This window comes from Chryseolinea sp. H1M3-3 (assembly GCF_029360725.1).
Lineage (GTDB): Bacteria > Bacteroidota > Bacteroidia > Cytophagales > Cyclobacteriaceae > Chryseolinea.
In genome coordinates, this window is the sequence record NZ_JARKMY010000004.1 from 64,879 (window position 1) to 82,352 (window position 17,474).

Here is a 17,474-nt window from a genome sequence, read left to right on the forward strand (position 1 = left end):
AAACTTTATTTTGAAGCTACTAACGATATTATTTGGTTTCATTTCAATCTGTTGTTCGTCGCAGGACAACGACACAAAGCTACATCGCGATGTTGGCAGTGGTTCTGAGAAAGTTCTGATTGTCTACCTATCACGCACCAACAACACGAAAGCAGTTGCTGAAATCATTCACGAAAATGTGGGAGGAGATTTAGTGGCGTTAGTGTTGGTAAATCCATATCCCGAAGATTACAAGACGACTGTGGCGCAGGTTGCAAAAGAAAATGAGACAGAATTCCTCCCACCGTTAAAAACTAAGATTAACGACATCGAACACTATGATGTAGTCTTTGTCGGATTTCCAACATGGGGTATGCAATTGCCACCTCCCATAAAAAGCTTTCTGAAACAGTACGATCTGAGTGGAAAAACAATTGTTCCTTTTAATACCAACGGAGGTTATGGGATTGGAAGCTCTTTCAGCACTGTAAAAGAACTATGTCCGAATAGCAAGGTAGTAGAAGGGTTCTCTATTAAGGGTGGAGTGGAAAGAGATGGAATTCTTCTGGTAATAGAGGGCGACAAAAAGAAGGAAGCGCGACTCGACATAAAGGAATGGTTACGAAAAATCAACATGCTGAGACAAGACACTAAATAGATTACCAATGCTTCAAATAAAAACATATCTGTTAACCATTCTTATATTGCTGTATAGCGCGGCACAAGCGCAGCATACGCCTGGAACAAAAACACTTTCAGATAAACAGAAAGGTATTGTGCTGATGGCAGTGTTCACTGCTAAAGGCGATTTGGAAAAACTTAAGCCTGCGATCAATACTGCGCTCGACGCAGGACTTACAATCAATGAGTGCAAAGAAGTTTTCCTGCATTCATATGCATACTGTGGATTTCCAAGAAGCATCCAGAGTCTTAACACCTTAATAGCGACCCTTGATGAACGGAAAGCCAAGGGAATCAAAGACAATATCGGAAGAGAAGCCACTCCTGTCAGTGATACCAATAAATATGAGACGGGGTGGAAAAACCTGGCAAAACTCGGAGGACGTTCAACGGAGGGGCCAATCGAAAAACCAACATCAGGTTATGGTGCCTTTAGTCCTGAGATTGACAGATTTCTTAAAGAGCATCTGTTTGCAGATCTTTTTTCAAGGGACGTGTTGACTTTTGCTGAGCGAGAACTTACAACCGTATCCGTTCTGATTGCTCTTGGCAAAGGCGTCGAGCCTATGCTCGGGTCGCATTTAAGTTTGACGATGAAGCAAGGGCTGACTAAAAATCAAATTGAAGAAATCTTCGCGTTGATTGAGAAAGCAGTAAGCAAGGCAGATGCGGAAGCTGCCAGAAAAGTCTTCGCTGGAATTATAACTGGCAACTAAACAAAATCAAGCGACACCCATAACTAAACGATATGAAAATTTTATTTATTAGTATTTTCTCGTTGCTCTTCATTGCGACATCGCATGCTCAGCAAAGTACAGGGCCTGAGGTACGCACAAAATCAGGAGTTGTACGCGGGGGCACTGAAGAAGACATATCATACTTTAAAGGAATTCCCTACGCCGCACCTCCGGTTGGCGCAAATCGTTGGCGACCACCCCAACCGGTTGCTCCATGGAAAGACGTTCGGGATGCAACCAAAGACTGCGCTGATTGTCCACAACGTGCCTGGCCGGGTTCTACATCATTCCAGTCTGAGGATTGTCTTTTTCTCAACGTATGGGCACCCTCTTCCATTGATAAAAAAACAAAACTACCAGTGATGTTTTGGATACATGGAGGTGGATTCACCGGTGGTAGTGGCTCTGGTCCTGGAGCTTCTGGAAAAGCCTTTGCAAAACAGGGCGTTATCCTTGTAACAATTAACTACAGACTTGGACGTCTTGGACATTTCGCTTTTCCCGCTTTGAGCCAGGAAAATCCAGAAGAATACAAGGGGAGCTACGCGTTTATGGATCAAATTGCCGCGCTTAAGTGGGTTAAGGAGAACATTACAGCCTTTGGAGGTGATCCTAACAATGTAACCATTTTTGGTTTTTCAGCTGGAGGTGTAGCGGTTCATTCACTTCTAACAATACCGGCAGCAAAAAATCTTTTCCATAAAGCTATTGGCCATTCAAGTGGAGGTCGTGATGGCGTACTAACCGGCCGTCCGATCAACAAGGATAATGCAGATCCTCTATATTCAATTTCAGCAGAAACCATCGGAACGAACTTTGCTCGCCGACACAAGATTCAAAATATAGATGCAGACGCATTAGCGAGACTTCGTGCATTGACTGTAGAACAAATTATTGATGGCGGACAGGAAAACGATAGCTCGGGTATCAGAACATATTCGGGTCCAATTCTCGATGGAAAACTCGTCGTGGAAACTGCGGAGACTGCATACAACGCAGGAAGATTTCCGAGTATACCGCTCATGATTGGTAATTGTAGCGCCGAAATAGGTGGACCATTTGTTAGTACTGCAACATCAAAGGAAATGTTGTTTGCTCTCTTTGGCGAAAATGAGGACCAAGCAACAGCCGCATTCGATCCGAATGGCAAGAATGAGTTCGCAGAAGTCCAGACAATGTTCAACACAGATTGGGTGTGGGCCGAGCCTGCACGCATGACTGCTAGAGCATTTACAAAGAAACGCGCTCCAGCTTACATCTTTCAATTCGGGTATGTACCTGCCGCAGCAAGAGAAAGATCACGTTACGGTGCAGGCCACGGATCAGATATCGCATTTGTCTTCAACACACTCCATGCAAGATGGGGAGCACCTCAAGAATCAACTGCTGAAGAAAAAGAGTTGGCAAGGATCATGAACACATATTGGACAAACTTTGCAAAGACAGGAAATCCTAATGGTAAAGACGTACCGAACTGGCCATTATACGATATCAAAACGGAAGAGATCCTTGATGTTGATTTAGACGGCAAAGTACAAAGCAAACCTGATCCTCGTAAAGAGAGACTGAATGTAATTGAGAAAGCGTTCAAGAATAAGCGGGAGACAATACAATCGCGCGGTATATAGTTACTCATTCTCAATGATTTTAAGATATGATTACTTTCAAAACACATGAGCCAAACGCGTTGAAGCTTATACCATTTGATTTTCGTAAGGCTCAGTTTGATCTTCGTATGTGAGCCCAATTGCATTTTATAATTTTGTCGATCGATGGAAAAAGCCGAAACACTACAGGAGTTTTACAAAAGAAAATTTGCAGAAGTACCCGGCACTTTTACAAGCGAGATCGGCCATTTCAATATCTTTAGGCTTGAGCCGTTCGTTGAGGGAAAGCCTACCAATATACCCTATCGCCGAAGGGATTTCTTTAAGATAATGCTGGTGAAGGGACAAAGTGACGTCCATTTCACTGACAAGACAATTGCGATAAAGACGCAAGGGCTTTCATTCTCGAGTCCTCAGATCCCTTATAAGTGGGAACATCTTGATAAAATCCGCGAAGGTGTCTATTGCATTTTCGATCAGCAACTATTTCATCAGTTCGGTCAACTAACGCAGTATGAAGTATTCCAACCGAATGGTAAACACATTTTCGAGTTAACTGATGAACAGGTTAGTAATGTCAATAATATTTTTCGCCGAATTGAAAAAGAGTTCAACTCTGAATACAAATACAAGTATGATGTTATCCGCAACCTTATCTCAGAGCTGATCCATTTTGGTTTGAGGCTTCAACCACCGGTCGTTCAGGAAAAGGAAGCTGCAAACGCATCACAAAGAATTTCCGCGCTGTTCCTTGAATTATTGGAGCGTCAGTTCCCGGTAGACGATCAGCATCCCGCTATTCAAATTAAATCGGCCTCAGAGTTCGCTGATCAATTGAACATCCACGTCAACCATCTGAACCGGGCAATAAAAGAAACGCTTCAAAAAACAACAACGCAGGTCATTGCAGAGCGAGTGGTTCAGGAAGCAAAAATATTATTGCGTCATAGCAAATGGGGCGTTGCTGAAATCGGTTATGCCCTAGGGTTTACTGAACCAACACATTTCAACAACTTTTTCAAGAAGCATACCACCACCAGTCCTACTAAGTTTCGGAATGTTTGATTTTCGTAAGCATTGGTGACTTTTTTTTTTATTAAATTATGGTGACAAACCAGAACATATGGCGGCAATAAATCTAAATATAAACGGGAAAAAGCAAGTGCTTGATATTGATCCGAAAACACCAGTGCTATGGGTGTTACGCGATCATCTAAATCTTGTGGGAACGAAGTTCGGATGTGGTGTCGCGCAATGCGGTGCATGCACAATTCATGTTAACGGCAATGCGGTTCGATCATGCATTTTACCGGTATCACAAATTGAAAACAAGGAAGTGATCACAATAGAAGGACTTTCCGAAGACGGTGATCATCCGGTACAGAAAGCATGGCTCGAACACGACGTTGCACAATGTGGTTACTGCCAGACCGGGCAGATCATGACTGCAGCTGCACTGTTGAAAAGTAATCCTTCTCCCAGTGATGAAGATATTGAGAATACAATGAACGGAAACATTTGCCGTTGCGCTACCTACCTCCGCATTAAAGCTGCAATCAAGACAGCTGCAAACTCTTAATCAAAAAACATCAACCATGACACAAGTTAAGACGACAATAAATAGGAGATCTTTCATAAAAGCATCTGCACTGGCAGGAGGCGGGCTGATGTTAAGCTTCAGCTGGCTTGCAGGGTGCAAACCAAAAGATGAAGCGTTGCTCACCGTGCCGGAAGAATGGTTTGAATTCAACAGCTATATCAAGATCGGAAATAACGGTGTGGTTACGCTCATGTCGCCGAATCCGGAATTTGGATCAAACGTGAAGACATCTATGCCGATGATTCTTGCCGATGAACTTGATGTTGACTGGAAGAATGTAATTGTTCAGCAAGCCGATTTTTACCCCGAGCGGTACGACAGACAATTTACAGGTGGCAGTCAGGGTATCAGACAAGGATGGAAGCCGTTGCGCACTGCGGGCGCTACTGCACGCCAGATGCTCATCGATGCATCTGCAAAACAGTGGAATGTGCCGGCGAAAGAAATTACAACTGAAGCAGGGATGCTTCATCATAAAAGTTCTGGCAAGAAAGCGGGTTATGGTGAGATGGCATCCCTCGCTGCAACCTTACCTATACCTGCGGAAGTTGCTGTTAAAGACGTTGGGGATTTTAAGATCATCGGTACTTCCCGAAAGAACGTGGAAGGCAAAAACATCGTGACGGGAAAACCACTCTTTGGAATCGACCACAAAGTTGAAGGGATGTTAATCGCCATGATCGTTCATCCACCTTTCGGTATGATGATAAAATCGCTTGATGCTTCATCAGTAAAATCAATGCCGGGAATCAAAGATGCATTCACCATCAAGACCCTTACAGAGGATTACGAACGAAATGGTTTCGACACCACAAGTTTCCTGGAGTTGGGTGTGATTGTAGGGAATACAACGTGGGAAGTGATGAATGCGAAGAAAGCGTTGAAGGTTAAATTTGAATTGATGCCGGAGTATTCAATGACCATGCAGCAGTTCGGACGGGGAAAAGTTACGGCCATCATGCCCAAAGGATTGGAGAGTACGGAAGGCCATAGGACAGAAATGGCAAAAGCATCAAAACGCAAAGGCGATATTCTCCGAAAAGACGGAAATCCAGAGGCCGCATTCAAAAATGCGGCAAAGGTATTGGAGCGTACATATTCGGCTCCTCATCTCGCTCACAACACCATGGAGCCTGCGAATTGTTTTGCAAATGTTACTGCAGATAAGGCTGAAATTTACGGACCCATTCAGGCACCAGGATTTATCACGGACACGCTAGCGGCGCGTCTGGGATTGCCAAAGGAAAAAATACACATCAGGCTGGCGCGAATGGGAGGTGGTTTCGGTGTAAGAGCTTATGGGCATCACCTTGTTGAAGCGGCGGTCATTTCCCAACAAGTGAAAGCACCCGTAAAACTGATTTACACCAGGGAAGATGACATGACATACGGTATCTATCGTCCTGCTTATACAGCAACGTATAGAGCTGCGCTGGATAAAGACAATAACCTGATCGCCTTTCATGTAAAAGGTGGTGGTATACCCGAGCATCCTATTCACGCGAATCGCTTTCCCGCCGGAGCAGTTGACAACTATCTTGCAGAAGGCTGGGCGATCCCATCGAATATAACGATCGGAGCTTTCCGCGCACCCCGCTCAAACTTTAACGCAGCTGCAGAACAATCTTTCCTGGATGAACTTGCAGAACTTGTTGGAAAAGATCCGATAGATTTCAGACTCGAGTTATTAGAACGTGCGAAAAACAATCCCGTAGGTAAAGACAACGATTATGATCCCGATCGATATGCAGGTGTATTAAAACTCGTCAAAGAAAAATCAAACTGGTCTCAAACGCCCGCGAATGTAAGTCGTGGAGTAGCTGCATATTTTTGCCACAACACTTACGTTGCAGAAGTTGTTGACCTTAAACTCGCAGGCAACAACCCGGTCATTGAAAATGTCATCGCTGCAGTTGATTGTGGTATTGTGGTGAATCCGGATGCAGCAAAAAATATGGGAGAAGGTGGAATCATTGATGGTATTGGGAATGCATTGTTCGGCGAGCTCACATTCAAAGATGGCGTACCTGACAAAAACAATTTTCATCAATATAAAATGATTCGCCAAAAGGAATCACCAAAGAAAATTGAAGTTCATTTTGTAAAAAATGAAGAAGATCCAACAGGACTAGGCGAACCCCTCTTCCCTCCTGTCTTTGCGGCTGTTGCAAATGCATTGTATCAAGCAACTGGCAAACGTTACTATGATCAGCCTTTTGCAAAACATGTTGAGATGAGTCCGTCAAGAATGTAGTCGATGAAACTTTACTTCAAACGACCTGAATGATAGAACTCATCGAACATTCCAATAGGCTATTAATTCTTTTGGTATTTTCTTTTCTGACTATTGCGTATAGGGATGCTCGTGGGCAACAAACAACGCCAATGGTTCGCCTTGCAAAAATTATTGTAGACTCGTCTAGGCTTGAGGAATATAAGGTCGCATTAAAAGAAGAAGCTGAAAAATCAGTGCAAATAGAGCCGGGTGTGTTGACTTTGTACGCAGTTTCAGAAAAAGCAAATCCAACACATTTTACTATTCTCGAGATATATGCAGACTCAGCAGCATACCTGGCACATTTACAGACACCACATTTTATCAAATACAAGACAACTACTAAAGATATGGTTAAATCGCTTGAGCTTGTCGAGGCTGATCCGCTGATTCCAGAAATGTTGATCAAATCAAGCAATACAACTCGAAAGAGAAAGTAGGTAGCGATCTTGGCCCCTACTCAACTTTTTTACTTTTTTCCCTCAACTATATCGTTTGAGATAGGAAGGTCTTTAACGATCGTTAGAGGTTGAAGTTGTTTAGCGACTTTCGCAGCGCCAGCCTTATTCTTTTACAAAATATCCGCAAACGACCTGCTTATGGTCGCAAATAACCCTGGCGGCTCAAGGCTTAAAAATTTAATTTTGATCCACTCAACAAAAGTACAACATGAGCACAACCAACGACACGCTTGCTAAACCTGAAAACTTCCGACTTGAATTCGCGCAGATTGGATGGGTGGTGCCGGATATTCGCGCCACTGTAAAATTCATGGAGAAATCTTTAGGTGTGAGTTTCCCCGAGCCCTACCGTTATAATGCGGAAGATTTAAACATAAAATATTATGGAAAGGTTGTGCCCAGTGACGGCTTAACGACTCAAACCTACAACGGCGGTTCTTTCATCGAACTCATTCAGCCGCTTTCCGGTCAAAGTATTTTCCATGACTACCTCGCTAAAAATCCAGCTGGCGGCGTACAGCATCTTGCCTTTAAATTACCTGTAAGTGGATTTGAACAAGTTATTAACGATATGATTGATCGAGGCTATTCGCTAATAGGTGAAGTCGACCATCCAATCGCGAGAATGAAATTTTTCGACACATACAAAACAATGGGTGTTGCAATGGAGATCATGGGCATTACACCGGAAGGAATAATAGCCATCGAAAAAATGAAAACCGGACAGTGAGAACATCACCAATGGAATGAGGAAGAATTCAACGGAGTCATTTAACAGATCTTGCCAATCTGCCCGCCTATTCCTTCCTACCGGGAGGAACGGAATCTCAAAAATTTGTTAATTCAAAAGGAATGCTAAATCACTCAGCGAGGTGTCCTGTATTTGCTAATATCGTAATCACCAACAAATTCCTCACAATCTAGGATTTGGCAATTTTATCGGCTTCTCAAAGTTGTTCGCACCTTTGACATTTACTTGACGCCTGTACACTTTATCGTGGCAGGTGATATACAGCATATTAAATTCCGGTCCGCCAAAAACAAGGTTTGACACCTGTCCTTTTGTTTTCGGCACAGATATGATCGCTTCAACCCGACCCAGCGGATCCACGACCTGAAGTCCGGAAAGGCTCGTGACATAGATCCTGCCGTCGCGATCACACTTGATGCCGTCACTCCACGCGTTCTCATCCACATCTCGTACGTGCAGCCAGCCATATCGTTGTTTATGCGATAACATTCCGTCCGGCTGGATCTGGTAGGCCCATACCCAATGCGTTGCCGACTCAGTGACATAAAGCTGGGTCTGGTCGGGTGACAGGCAAACACCATTCGCGAACTTCAATCCTTCATCAACGATGTGCTTGGTGCCATCGGGCCGGATCAGATACAACTTACTGGGACGCTCTCTCCCATCCGGCGAGGTCACATAGATATTTCCATTGAAAGCAATGGTCACATCATTGCCAGGCATTTCGTCAGCGACAACCTCGTACTTCATGGGCTTCGTATAACGATGCAGTTGCTTCGTGGGCGGTTCCGACCAGCCACCCGTGATCATCAGCATCTCTCCCGAAGTAGCGAAAGTTGTACCGCTTGCCTTTTTTGAATCGTCAATATACAGTTCTGCTTTTCCGTCGGGTGTAACCTTGTATGTTTTCGAATTCGGGATATCCTGAAAGAAGACTTCACCTTTTGCATTGACGGCGATGCCCTCTGTAAATCCGTAATTCTCGCCAACCAGTTCCCAGCCTTTGTCATCAAGAAGGATATCTGTCAAATACTGATTTTTAGTTTTACCTGCTTTTATTGGAGCCGGATAATCTCTCCACAGCCAACGCATTGCCTCTGGAAAAACAGCGGTACCGTGCTGACCATTATGTCCACCACTACCCCATACGTGGTTGACATCGTAACCCGCGAACGTCAACGCACGTTCCATCGATTCATTTGCTTTCCACCAGTCACCAGCGTAGATATTGAGATCTCCGGACCCATCCTGGAGAAAGATGCGGATGGGTTTTGGTTCTTGTTTTCTTACGAGGATATCGTATCGGTCGGCACCGCGAAGACCCACATACGTTCCGATGGCGCTGAAAACTCGGGAGAATTCATTCGGATATTCCCATGCGGCAGTAAATGCACAGACAGCACCACTGCTGGACCCCCCAATAGCTCTATCGTTGCCGCTCTTCGAAAGCCGTAACATTCTCCCATCGGTGGCCTTCTGGCTCTCTACAAAAGGAAAGACCTCATCGAGAAGAAACCGCGCGTAGTTCCCGCCGAGTCCGTCATATTCAAAACTTCTGTTAAATCGATCACCCGCCTCAGGACTTTGCGCAAGTACTTTTCCCGGTGTAATAAACACACCGATTGTCACGGGCATTTTGTTCTTAGCAATCAGGTTATCAAAAACGGTGGGAGCCTTCCACTGAATGCCGTCCTGATTGACATAAACACATGCTGGCTTGTCGGCCTTATATTGTGCAGGTACATATACACTAATCTCGCGCGACGTGCCCGGAAATATCTTTGAGTTTGTAAAGGTGAATTTCAGAATCTCGCCTTTCGGAACCCCCTCTTGCACTTCCGAGTCGGGATCGACCGGATAAGATTCAGTGTTAGATTGAGCCATTGTACGGCCGGCAAATAAGATGAGTAGAAGAATCAGCGAGGTTTTCATTCTGTTAAACTACTTACGTTTTTCGATTTATGCGCGTGAAGGTTATGAAAGGAAAACTGTTTATACCGATGGAACTGATGGACGGCATTCGTCGCAAATTCGCGCAATGCAAACGCGAAGGCATCAGAATGCGGTTTATTTTGCTTTTTTTTAAGGTTGTCCCAGCTTCGGGCCCAATGTCTGCAGCTCCGGCAAAGATTTTGTTAGCGGTTCGGCTTTCTCTTTTGTCAATCAGTCGCCCAAGCCCCTCCAACCCTTTCTTATTCATTCATCGTATTTTTTATGTCTGAATATTGTGCGTATTTTTGTAGCGCCAAATGCAGACAGGTAGAAAACGGACACCCAATGACAGGCCACAATTTAGGTTAAAACGTGGCTTCGGTGCACTCATTGTTCTCTTTTTTGGGTTTATATTAGTTTTTGGACAGTCGTCCCCTGCAGGCAAGCATCACAGCATTGAGAATAACGTTTTCGAAAACCTGCTTCATTTTTCTCAGCCTGATCATTTTCTTAGCTCCACACAACCTCCACATTTCCCGTTCGAATCCGCTCCAGTTCCATGGGAACCAAATAGCACTGACAAAGAGGGCGAGACTGTCGATAATCTTGACGACGAACAGGATAAAGGTTTTTTTCGGGAGTCGCTCAAACGGTTAATTGATACTGCCGCCACAAAACGTGAACTAAGTCAACAAACACTGTCCAGTGCAAACGATGAACGAGTTCCTCTATTTGTTCTCCATCATTCCTGGAAAACATTCGTATCCAACTTCCATTCCTTCCAATCGAATCTTAAAGCATAAGCTTTTTTTAAGATAAGATATCCGGGCCGTTGCGCGGACCGATGGTGCAGACGCACATTTCAAAAATCAATTTTATTAAAACGAAGTATGATGAGAATTACAATTCTCGTCTGCCTGGTCTTGTTGATAATGACAAGTTGCCGGCATGACGAGCAGGAAAAACATGAAGACGCAAAATTCGTTGTGACAAGTCCCGTAAGAAAGGACACGTTGGTTTATCATGAATATGTATGTCAGATCCGTTCTGTTCAGCATATAGAACTTAGGGCCCTCGAGCGGGGGTATTTACAAAATATTTATGTAGACGAGGGACAGGCTGTAAAAAAGGGACAACTGATGTTTCAAATTATGCCTATGATCTACCAAGCTGAAATGCAAAAAGCAGAAGCAGAAGTTAATTTCGTTGAAATCGAATATTTAAACACGAAAAGTCTGGCCGACAGTGGGATTGTTTCCTCCAATGAACTTGCACTTTCGAGAGCGAAGCTTAATAAAGCGAAGGCAGAACTTTCCCTGGCAAAGGCACACCTAGACTTTACGACCATACACGCGCCTTTCAATGGAATAATGGATCGCTTTCAAGTTAGACTTGGAAGTCTTGTAGATGAAGGTGAGTTGCTTACAACGCTATCAGATAACAGTAAAATGTGGGTGTACTTTAATGTACCGGAAACCGAATACCTCGATTATGTTAACAGGGTCAAGCCCGAGAAACAACAGGAGGTTGTGCTGCAAATGGCTAACAATCAATTATTCGAGCACCGCGGCGTAGTGGAGACAATTGAAGCAGATTTCAATAATGAGACTGGCAACATCGCATTCCGGGCAGTGTTTCCAAATCCGAAAGGAATATTGCGACACGGCGAAACCGGGAATATCCTCATGCCTATACCGCTGCACGATGCGTTGCTGATTCCGCAAAAAGCTACGTTTGAAATCCTTGACAAAAGGTATGTGTTTGTCGTGGACAAAGACAATACGATCCAGACAAGAGAAATCCGAATTGGCACAGAGCTACCCCACCTTTATGTAATCACGGACGGCCTACAGGAAACTGATAAAATACTGGTAGAAGGATTACGAAAGGTTAAGAATAAACAGAAGATAGAATATGATTTTCATAATTCAGCTTCAATTATTGCTGACTTGAATGGATTACATGCTGAATAATTTAAAAGAGAAAACGAAATGTTTAGCAAATTTATTCAAAGACCGGTTCTTGCGATATCGATATCGCTTGCAATCATATTCCTGGGCGTACTGGCCATCTATACGAGACCTGTTTCCCAATTCCCTGACATCGCGCCGCCGCGTGTAAATATTTTTATTGCTTACCCCGGGTCCAGCGCCGACGTACTGGTGCAATCAACCCTCATCCCACTTGAGCGTGCGATCAATGGCGTTCAAGGGATGCAATATATTATTTCCGATGCTACGAGCGCTGGAGAAGCTACCGTTCAAATCGTATTTGAGCCCGGTACTGATCCGAATGCTGCCGTCGTGAACGTGAAGACAAGAGTTGACCAGGTAATGAACAACCTTCCGCCGCTTGTTCAACGTGAAGGCGTGATCATTTCGCCAATTCAGCCAAGTATGCTGATGTACGTGAACTTATACAGTACCGATAAACATGCGGATGAAAAGTTTTTATACAATTATTCAAGCGTTCACATTTTACCCGAACTCCAACGCATCAGTGGAATGGGTCGCGCCCAGATACTTGGAAGCAGGCAATTCGCCATGCGGATTTGGCTGAAGCCCGACAGGATGAGAGCATACAATATCTCCACCGAGGAAGTAATGGAAGCGATCAATGAGCAAAGTGTTATCGGCAGGCCTGGACGATTAGGGCAGGCGTCCGGAAAGACACCACAATCGCTTGAGTACGTCCTTGTTTACAAAGGCAGGTTCAATGAGCCGGAGGAGTATGAGAATATCATCATAAAGGCAAATTCCGAAGGTGAGATCCTCAAGCTGAAGGACATGGCCGAAGTCGAATTGGGAAGTGAATTCTTCGATATCTACTCCAACAAGGATGGATATCCTTCGGCATCCATCGTACTAAAACAAAATTTCGGAAGCAATGCCAGCAAGGTAATAGAAGGTGTAAAGGAAAAACTGAAAGAGTTGGAAGCGGACTTTCCTCCGGGAATGAAATACGATATCAATTATGATGTTTCAAAGTTTGTCGACGCATCCATCGATAAAGTCATGCATACGCTAATTGAGGCCTTCATTCTGGTTGCACTCGTAGTATTTGTCTTCCTTGGCGATTGGAGATCTACATTAATCCCAACCCTTGCCGTTCCGGTATCACTCATTGGTGCATTTGCTTTTATGCAACTCTTTGGCTTGACTATCAATCTGATCACGCTTTTTGCGCTTGTGCTTGCCATCGGAATTGTGGTTGATAATGCCATTGTAGTAGTCGAGGCTGTGCATGCAAAAATGCATGAAGAAAATCTCACACCATATAAAGCGACCGTAAAAGTTCTTGATGAAATCAGTGGAGCGATTATCGCGATCACGTTGATTATGACTGCTGTTTTTGTACCGGTATCTTTCATGACTGGCCCTGTGGGAATTTTTTACAGACAGTTTGCGATCACGATGGGTAGTGCGATTGTTCTCTCAGGCGTTGTAGCGCTTACGCTCACGCCGGTGCTCTGCGCCATGATCCTGAAAAGCAACTATGGGAAACCAAAGCGCAAGTCACCGGTGGACAAATTTATTGACTGGTTTAATAGAAAGTTCGAGAAAGTCACCGGCAAATACACGAGCCTTCTCACACGTATTGTTGATCGCCGGATGGTCACTTACGGAATCTTTGTCTTGTTTGCAGTAGGTACTTTTCTTATGAACAAGACCTTACCCGCCGGATTTATTCCCAGCGAAGATCAGGGAATGATCTATGCAATTATTCAAATGCCTCCAGGCAGCACGTTAGAAAGAACCAACGATGTGTCCAGGAAACTTCAGCAGATCGCAGAGGAAGTTGATGGAATTCAATCGGTATCCTCATTGGCGGGTTACGAAATATTGACAGAAGGCCGGGGATCAAACGCGGGTACGTGTATCATCAACCTTAAAGACTGGTCGGAGCGCCATCATTCCGTAGGTGAGATCGTAGAAGAATTGGAGGAAAAAACAAAAGACATGGGCGCTGTCATAGAATTCTTCGAGCCGCCCGCAGTTCCGGGATATGGATCATCCGATGGATTTTCGCTGCGCCTGTTAGATAAGGGCGCCACCACCGATTACCAGGAATTTGATAAAGTAAATGCACAATTCATGCACGACCTCGGCCAGAGGAAGGAACTGGCAGGGTTGTTCACATTCTTCGCCGCCAACTATCCCCAATATGAGCTGATCATAGACAACGAAATGGCTATGCAAAAAGGCGTTTCTATTGGCAAGGCCATGGAGAATCTGGACATTCTGATCGGAAGCACATACGAACAGGGCTTCACGCGGTTTCGTACTTTTTATAAAGTGTATACGCAAGCAGCCCCCGAGTATCGAAAATTACCATCCGATATTCTGGACCTCTTTATCAAGAATGATCGCGATGAGATGGTGCCTTATTCATCCTTTATGAAGATGAAAAAAACGCAAGGTCCGAATGAAATTACGAGATTCAATCTTTACAACTCTTCGTCTATCCGGGGGATTCCGGCGGCGGGCTTCACAAGCGGTGACGCAATTGAAGCGATTCAGGAAGTGGCCCAGCAAACGCTCCCCCGAGGTTACGACATCGCATGGGAAGGCTTGTCTTTCGACGAAGCAAAACGAGGAAATGAGGCGCTGTATATTTTTATCGTCGTGTTAATCTTCGTCTACCTGGTGCTGGCAGCACAGTATGAAAGTTTTGTTATACCGCTCGCGGTGATCCTATCCCTTCCTGCCGGGGTATTCGGGTCATTTTTATTGATCAAAACGATGGGACTCGCTAACGACATCTATGCGCAAATGGGTCTCATCATGCTGGTCGGGTTATTAGGTAAGAACGCCGTATTAATCGTTGAGTTCGCTGTACAGAAGCATCAGCAGGGAGCAACCGTATTGGCTGCTGCGATCGAAGGCGCACGCGTTCGTTTCAGGCCCATCCTGATGACTTCTTTTGCTTTTATCGCAGGTTTGATTCCACTCGTGGTGGCTACTGGCGCTGGTGCCATTGGAAACCGCACAATTGGCTCTTCCTCTCTGGGAGGAATGTTGCTCGGAACGGTGTTCGGTGTTATTGTGGTACCAGGACTTTATTTCATCGTTGGTACGATTGCCGAGGGCAAGAAACTTATCCGCGACGAGGATGAAAATCCGTTAAGCGAACAAATGGTAGAAGATGCAGCCGAAGCTGGAATGGTCAAACGGCTTCTTAAAAAATTAAGAAAGAAAAATGATACGACAGATAATTTATAAAACCCTCCCGGTAGTTTTTATACTATCGTCACTACTAGGGTGCAAAACCTTGCAAAGGCCGATTAAAACTGAAAACAAGGTTGTCCCTTTGACTTATGGCTCTTCACAGGACTCGACAACCGTAGCCAGGATGAACTGGAAGGAATATTTCTCTGATGCAAATCTTGTCGCACTTATAGACAGCGCGTTAAAAAGGAATCAGGAACTTAACATCACCCTGCAAGAAATCGAGATCCTGAGAAATGAAGTGCGAACAAGGCGAGGAGAATACCTTCCATTCGTTGACGTACGCGCTGGCGCTGGTGTCGAAAAAGAAGGACGATATACCAGGCATGGGTCGGTAGATGAAAATGGTGAAATCATGCCGGGTAAAAGATTTCCAGATCCGTTACCAAACTATGAGATGGGCGTGTTTGCCTCGTGGGAGGTAGATGTTTGGAAAAAATTGAGAAATTCAAAAAAAGCAGCAGCCCTCAGATATCTTGCTGGCAGGGAAGGCAGAAACTTTCTGGTGACGAACCTGATTGGAGAAATAGCCAATTCGTATTACGAATTGATGGCACTCGATAATCAGCTGGACATCATTGTCAAAAATATTGCGATCCAAACCAATGCGCTGCAGATTGTGAGGCAGCAGAAAGAGGCCGCAAAATTGACTCAGCTCGCTGTCAACCGATTTGAAGCACAGCTGCTCAATACGACAAACCTTCAATATGAGATCCGGCAAAAGATTGTTGAAACTGAGAACGAGCTCAGTTTTTTAACGGGTAGTTTTCCCAATGGAATCCCGCGGAGTTCGATTCAATTTAATGACATCACGCTCGATTCACTTCGCGTAGGAATTCCATCTCAATTGCTGGCAAACCGTGCGGATATCCGGCAAGCGGAGCTTGAACTTTCAGCCGCCAGGCTGGATATAAAAGCAGCGCGAGCAAACTTTTTTCCATCTGTCAGAATCGAAGGCGGCGTGGGGTTTCAGGCTTTTAACGCAAGCTATCTTCTCAACCCTGAGTCGATGTTGTTTAGAATGGCTGGTGATCTAGTGGCTCCGTTGGTGAACAGAAATGCCATCATCGCGCAATATAATAGCGCTACTGCCAGGCAGGTGCAAGCTGTATATGATTATGAACGTACAATACTGAATGCATATGTAGATGTTGTAAATCAGCTTTCCAGCGTCCAGAATTTTGCTAAAAGTTATGAGGCGAAGTCACGGGAAGTGGACATCCTGATGCAATCCGTTGTCATTTCAAACAGCCTTTTCCGATCGGCACGTGCAGATTACCTCGAGGTATTGCTGACACAACGTGAAGCATTGGAGTCGAAGATGGAGCTGGTGGAAATCAAGCGCCGTCAAATGAATTCCAAAGTGAATATATACAGAGCGTTGGGCGGAGGCTGGAACTAACCAGGAACTCTTAAAAATGATCCCGGTGCTGGCTAGCAATGTTGTCGGGCTGGTACCGGGATTTTATTTGCTCGATAGGAGCACAGAAAACGAGATTTAATCATAGCAATTGTACTACACTCATTTATGGCAAAGATCATTCGACCGACGTATCCTTTAAATTTCAGCATAGGTCTTCTCATTCTCATTTTTGTATTGTCGACCTTTATATCGCTGGAAATTTTTGCAGTGAAGTGGCGCGTGGTAATGGAAGGTGGCAGCCCATTGGTCGGCATGTTCCTGGCAGCAGTTGCTGTCGTTGTCATGGCGCTGATTCTATGGGAAGAGTTTTTATTTCCTGTGCGTATTAAACCCATCGAAGATGAAATCATTTTCAGAAACCATTTCACCAAATTGAAAACACAAGTGCTTATTTATTGTGTGATTCCAGTCATCGTTGGCTTTATTTATCTCAATTACCAGGTCAATTATTTCTGGTTTATTGCGTGGGCAGCAATATGCATTATCTCACCCGCCGGCAAACTCATCTCCGGCATAAAGAACTACAACGATTTTTTGAAACTCACGAATAACACAATCGCATATAAAAACAACGACAAAGAAGGTGTGTTTCCGGTGCAGGATATCCAGGAGATCGCCTTGCTCAGAGACGAAGCGAATGTTCTTCACAAAGTGCAGGTACTCATGCAAAACAGCAGCCGTGTGGTTATTGATCTGGATGAAATGGAATTGGAAGCCTATTATGAGACAATAGATGAGTTTATCAACCATCATTACAAAGCCGTGGTGAGGTAAGACTTTCGTTTATATGGATGGTTTGG

Annotated in this window: 14 protein-coding genes; 13 read left to right on the forward strand and 1 reads right to left on the reverse strand. The window is 44.5% G+C overall.

All coding sequences use genetic code 11. From position 1 onward, the window contains the following. Positions 1-10: 10 nt before the first annotated feature. The 8 genes from P2W71_RS13890 to P2W71_RS13925 all read left to right on the forward strand — a co-directional run bounded on the left by P2W71_RS13890 (position 11) and on the right by P2W71_RS13925 (position 8,070). The gene (locus P2W71_RS13890; RefSeq protein ID WP_276371867.1) at positions 11-637 is read left to right on the forward strand and encodes a flavodoxin; all 627 of its coding nucleotides are present in this window, start codon (positions 11-13) and stop codon (positions 635-637) included. A gap of 7 nt (positions 638-644) precedes the next feature. After that, positions 645-1,376: a carboxymuconolactone decarboxylase family protein gene (locus P2W71_RS13895; protein ID WP_276371868.1), complete on the forward strand. Its 732-nt coding sequence runs from the start codon at positions 645-647 to the stop codon at positions 1,374-1,376. Between the two features lie 32 nt (positions 1,377-1,408). Next, on the forward strand, positions 1,409-3,025 hold the full coding sequence (locus tag P2W71_RS13900) for a carboxylesterase family protein (protein ID WP_276371869.1): 1,617 nt from the start codon (positions 1,409-1,411) through the stop codon (positions 3,023-3,025). A 144-nt stretch (positions 3,026-3,169) separates the two neighbouring features. After that, on the forward strand, positions 3,170-4,069 hold the full coding sequence (locus P2W71_RS13905; protein ID WP_276371870.1) for a helix-turn-helix domain-containing protein: 900 nt from the start codon (positions 3,170-3,172) through the stop codon (positions 4,067-4,069). 58 nt (positions 4,070-4,127) lie between these two features. Further along, a complete protein-coding gene (locus tag P2W71_RS13910; protein ID WP_276371871.1) occupies positions 4,128-4,583 on the forward strand; it encodes a (2Fe-2S)-binding protein in 456 nt (151 codons plus the stop codon). Positions 4,584-4,599: 16 nt separating this feature from the next. Continuing rightward, positions 4,600-6,858 (forward strand): molybdopterin cofactor-binding domain-containing protein, encoded by a 2,259-nt coding sequence (locus P2W71_RS13915; RefSeq protein WP_276371872.1) that lies wholly within the window; start codon positions 4,600-4,602, stop codon positions 6,856-6,858. A 29-nt stretch (positions 6,859-6,887) separates the two neighbouring features. Then, positions 6,888-7,319, forward strand: a complete 432-nt coding sequence (locus tag P2W71_RS13920; protein WP_276371873.1) for a putative quinol monooxygenase — start codon at positions 6,888-6,890, stop codon at positions 7,317-7,319. A 229-nt stretch (positions 7,320-7,548) separates the two neighbouring features. Then, complete coding sequence (locus P2W71_RS13925; RefSeq protein WP_276371874.1) at positions 7,549-8,070, forward strand: VOC family protein; 522 nt, start codon at positions 7,549-7,551, stop codon at positions 8,068-8,070. A gap of 183 nt (positions 8,071-8,253) precedes the next feature. On the opposite strand, the gene P2W71_RS13930 is transcribed toward P2W71_RS13925, so the two are convergent. After that, the gene (locus P2W71_RS13930) at positions 8,254-10,023 is read right to left on the reverse strand and encodes an SMP-30/gluconolactonase/LRE family protein (protein WP_276371875.1); all 1,770 of its coding nucleotides are present in this window, start codon (positions 10,021-10,023) and stop codon (positions 8,254-8,256) included. Between the two features lie 317 nt (positions 10,024-10,340). On the opposite strand from P2W71_RS13930, the gene P2W71_RS13935 reads away from it, so the two are divergent. The 5 genes from P2W71_RS13935 to P2W71_RS13955 all read left to right on the forward strand — a co-directional run bounded on the left by P2W71_RS13935 (position 10,341) and on the right by P2W71_RS13955 (position 17,448). Beyond that, positions 10,341-10,826: a hypothetical protein gene (locus tag P2W71_RS13935; RefSeq protein WP_276371876.1), complete on the forward strand. Its 486-nt coding sequence runs from the start codon at positions 10,341-10,343 to the stop codon at positions 10,824-10,826. A gap of 87 nt (positions 10,827-10,913) precedes the next feature. Further along, the gene (locus tag P2W71_RS13940; RefSeq protein WP_276371877.1) at positions 10,914-11,996 is read left to right on the forward strand and encodes an efflux RND transporter periplasmic adaptor subunit; all 1,083 of its coding nucleotides are present in this window, start codon (positions 10,914-10,916) and stop codon (positions 11,994-11,996) included. A gap of 18 nt (positions 11,997-12,014) precedes the next feature. Then, positions 12,015-15,245 (forward strand): efflux RND transporter permease subunit, encoded by a 3,231-nt coding sequence (locus P2W71_RS13945; RefSeq protein WP_276371878.1) that lies wholly within the window; start codon positions 12,015-12,017, stop codon positions 15,243-15,245. Continuing rightward, positions 15,223-16,653: an efflux transporter outer membrane subunit gene (locus tag P2W71_RS13950; protein WP_276371879.1), complete on the forward strand. Its 1,431-nt coding sequence runs from the start codon at positions 15,223-15,225 to the stop codon at positions 16,651-16,653. The genes P2W71_RS13945 and P2W71_RS13950 overlap by 23 nt, the downstream gene beginning before the upstream one ends. A 126-nt stretch (positions 16,654-16,779) precedes the next feature. Beyond that, positions 16,780-17,448 carry a heavy metal transporter gene (locus P2W71_RS13955; protein ID WP_276371880.1) on the forward strand — a complete coding sequence of 223 codons (669 nt, stop codon included), beginning with the start codon at positions 16,780-16,782 and terminating at the stop codon, positions 17,446-17,448. Positions 17,449-17,474 lie beyond the last annotated feature (26 nt).

What these genes read in the sequence shown, in the direction of transcription:
- P2W71_RS13895 (WP_276371868.1), top strand. Translation starts at nt 645, where the DNA reads ATGCTTCAAATAAAAACATATCTGTTAACCATTCTTATATTGCTGTAT.
- P2W71_RS13900 (WP_276371869.1), top strand. Translation starts at nt 1,409, where the DNA reads ATGAAAATTTTATTTATTAGTATTTTCTCGTTGCTCTTCATTGCGACA.
- P2W71_RS13905 (WP_276371870.1), top strand. Translation starts at nt 3,170, where the DNA reads ATGGAAAAAGCCGAAACACTACAGGAGTTTTACAAAAGAAAATTTGCA.
- P2W71_RS13910 (WP_276371871.1), top strand. Translation starts at nt 4,128, where the DNA reads ATGGCGGCAATAAATCTAAATATAAACGGGAAAAAGCAAGTGCTTGAT.
- P2W71_RS13915 (WP_276371872.1), top strand. Translation starts at nt 4,600, where the DNA reads ATGACACAAGTTAAGACGACAATAAATAGGAGATCTTTCATAAAAGCA.
- P2W71_RS13920 (WP_276371873.1), top strand. Translation starts at nt 6,888, where the DNA reads ATGATAGAACTCATCGAACATTCCAATAGGCTATTAATTCTTTTGGTA.
- P2W71_RS13925 (WP_276371874.1), top strand. Translation starts at nt 7,549, where the DNA reads ATGAGCACAACCAACGACACGCTTGCTAAACCTGAAAACTTCCGACTT.
- P2W71_RS13930 (WP_276371875.1), bottom strand. Translation starts at nt 10,023, where the DNA reads ATGAAAACCTCGCTGATTCTTCTACTCATCTTATTTGCCGGCCGTACA.
- P2W71_RS13935 (WP_276371876.1), top strand. Translation starts at nt 10,341, where the DNA reads ATGCAGACAGGTAGAAAACGGACACCCAATGACAGGCCACAATTTAGG.
- P2W71_RS13940 (WP_276371877.1), top strand. Translation starts at nt 10,914, where the DNA reads ATGATGAGAATTACAATTCTCGTCTGCCTGGTCTTGTTGATAATGACA.
- P2W71_RS13945 (WP_276371878.1), top strand. Translation starts at nt 12,015, where the DNA reads ATGTTTAGCAAATTTATTCAAAGACCGGTTCTTGCGATATCGATATCG.
- P2W71_RS13950 (WP_276371879.1), top strand. Translation starts at nt 15,223, where the DNA reads ATGATACGACAGATAATTTATAAAACCCTCCCGGTAGTTTTTATACTA.
- P2W71_RS13955 (WP_276371880.1), top strand. Translation starts at nt 16,780, where the DNA reads ATGGCAAAGATCATTCGACCGACGTATCCTTTAAATTTCAGCATAGGT.